Annotated in this window: 2 protein-coding genes; one reads left to right on the top strand and one right to left on the bottom strand. The window is 43.1% G+C overall.

Annotated features, from left to right (window positions below):
- Positions 1-100: 100 nt before the first annotated feature.
- Positions 101-1,078 (bottom strand): helix-turn-helix domain-containing protein, encoded by a 978-nt coding sequence (locus QV280_RS16535; protein WP_023404862.1) that lies wholly within the window; start codon positions 1,076-1,078, stop codon positions 101-103.
- Between the two features lie 143 nt (positions 1,079-1,221).
- Between QV280_RS16535 and QV280_RS16530 the strand changes: the two genes are divergently transcribed.
- Positions 1,222-2,865 carry a sulfatase-like hydrolase/transferase gene (locus QV280_RS16530; protein WP_152820096.1) on the top strand — a complete coding sequence of 548 codons (1,644 nt, stop codon included), beginning with the start codon at positions 1,222-1,224 and terminating at the stop codon, positions 2,863-2,865.

Here is a 2,865-nt window from a genome sequence, read left to right as displayed (position 1 = left end):
TTCTGAGTGTTAGGGTATGACAAACAAAAACCAGTCTGAAATGGCTGGTTTTGTTATGCTCGCAATCTATAGATCGTCGCTGTAAGTATTATCACTTACTCTAACTTACCGTTAACCTCTTTCTAGGCGCATGCTCGGCAGCTCGCCTAGTTTGGCTAGGTAACTCGCCAAACATGCTGAAGTAATCTTCGCTTAATTTTCCCATGTGCCAAAAACCACACAAGCTAGCTGTCTGATAAATTTTTTGCTCAGGGTGCGAAATGAGCATTTTTCTAAAGGCATGCAGTCTAAGTGCAATGATGATAGTTTTTGGTGAGGCCTGAAATTTCTCTTTAAAACATCGATCTAGAGTGCGTAAACTGGTGTGGGTGATTGCGCAAATTTCGCTGAGGTTAATAGGGGAGTGAATATTTTCCAGTATATAATCGAGCGCACGTTTAATGACTTTATCTCTTGGAGTTTTACTCGTTCTTTGCTTAAAAATGGTTTTCGTTTCTAGCTGCAAAAGCAAGTCGTTGGTTAAATCTAACACGGTTTGGGTTTGCGCAAGGGGAGACTGACAGCTAAATGTTTCGCTAAGCATATGCGAAAATATTCGAGTTAACCCATCAATATATTGAGGCGTACAAAGGTGTATTTGGTGTGAGTTTAATAACAAATCACAATCAATTAATAGCTTACTTTTTTCAATATAACTCTCAACTACGCTTTTGTGCACCGAGAAAGTGTACGCTTCGAACCCGGCGGGGGAAATCACGTCAAAGCCATCACTACTGCTAAAAACCTCTAACGTGTCCAACTGGATTGGCGCGTTGTTCCAACAAATAGGCCCAGTGTGTTGGGTCATTATCCCAATATTTAAACACTCTGCAGGGGCGACGCCTCGTTGCCAAACTTGTTTATCAAACGAAATCTTTTGTAATACCGCTTGTGGCAACTGCAGTTGCGTTAAGTGAGTATGAAAAATGCCTTTTTCTAACTGAATAAAATCAAGCCCCCATGGCTTGAGAGATTCATTCAATAACTCAACGCTTGGAATGGCGATTGAGTGCAAAAGGGGCGTTGCTTGTGGTTGCATGTTCTCTCTAAAATTAAGTTGGCAGATTAATGATATTTCATTTCACATTCTAATATAGAATGTTAATACAAGTAATTGGTTTGTTAAGAAATAACATTCATTTTTACAATTAATCTGTGCAACAGTTAGCCGAGGGAATAAAAATGAAAATACAGGGAATGTTAACGTTGAGTTGCTTGTTGGCAGGCAGCACAGCGGTAATGGCGAAAGGGATTGTGTACGATGCGCAATTCGGGGTTTTAGAAGCGCAACACGGAGAAAAGTGGCAAGCACAAGATAAACAGATCGAGGCGAAACTGGCTGAAATCCGTGAGAAGAATGGCGGTAAACGTCCCAATATCATTTATATGCTGGTTGATGATTTGAGCTATGGCCAAATGGGCAACCGCAAAATGAACCATGTGATGGGGGTGAACACCGAAAACATCAACCAATTTGCCAACGAAAGTTTGTCGTTGGAGCGTATGTACACTGAGCCATCTTGTACACCAACACGCGCCGCTATGATGACAGGTCGTCATCCAATCCGCAGTGGTTCAAGTGAAGTAAAAGTGACTTTAGTTGGTGAAGGGTTATCAAAAGAAGAAGTGACCATTGCCGAAGTACTATCTGAAGCTGGTTACAGTACTGCGCACATTGGTAAATGGCACCAAGGAGACATAGAGCAGTCTTTCCCTCATAACCAAGGTTTTGATTTTGCCGCATTTCCTGCGCATCAACAGGTGCAGCTTTCGCTAATGACCAAAGAAGCGTCAAAAGCGAATAATCTGTTTGGTTGGCATGATTCAATGCAAAACAACGATTTTATTATTGATGACACCTTCCGACCAAAAGGCATGCTTACTGGACTTGAAGCTCACAAAGGTCAAAAAGCCAGAGAAGTGCACATGCCGGCAGGACATGAATGGTCGCAAGCGGATTATCATGCCATGAACGTTCGCTATCAAGAGCAAGCGATAGATCAACTGCAACAACTTTCTAAAGCAGACAAACCTTTTTACTTGCAATACTGGCCACTGTATCCGCTGAACTTTGTGCATGACAATGAACAAAACGTATCTCGAAATGGCGGTTATATGGCGGAAAAACTTCAGCTACTAGATACGTGGTTTGGTGAGTTTTTAACTGAGTTAGATGCATTAGGCATTGCCGATAATACACTGGTTATCCTAATGGCTGATAACGGCTTAATGTACCATTATGGTGGTCCATCAGGGTTAAGTGAGCTGATTTATCGTGGTGGTAAAACCGATTTCCTAGAAGGTGGTATCCGTACCGATGCCTACGTTCGTTGGCCTGCTGCGATTCCATCTAACACTGCTGCCAGTGACATTATCCATGTGAGTGATTTATACACCACCATCGCCACGATTGCTCAAGCAACGGAGTATATTCCTCGTGACCGCGTCATTGATGGCATTAACCAGACCGCTCTATTGCTAGAGGGTGAAAAAAATGGCCGCCGTGACTATGTGTATGTTTACCAAGGCCCGCGTTTAGCCGCGGTAGTGAAAGACCAATTCAAAATGCACATGCCAGCGCCGGGCATGCCAGGTGCGGCCGCGCCGGTATTTAATGTCTATCGCGACCCTCGTGAAGAAAACCCGCATATCGGTATGGCATTGTGGTCTGGGGCATCTTTCCAAGACATGATGAAACGTCACATGTTAACTATCGAAAAATACCCTCATTTACCGTTAGGCAAGGGTACGCCATATTCTGGCGTAGAAAACTTGCGACCTGAAACGAAGAAACTGGTTGCAGACTTTATGTCTTGGCAAAAATAA

The sequence above is a fragment of the Vibrio sp. B1Z05 genome, from assembly GCF_052955985.1.
This window is presented reverse-complemented; position numbering and strand designations above follow the sequence as displayed.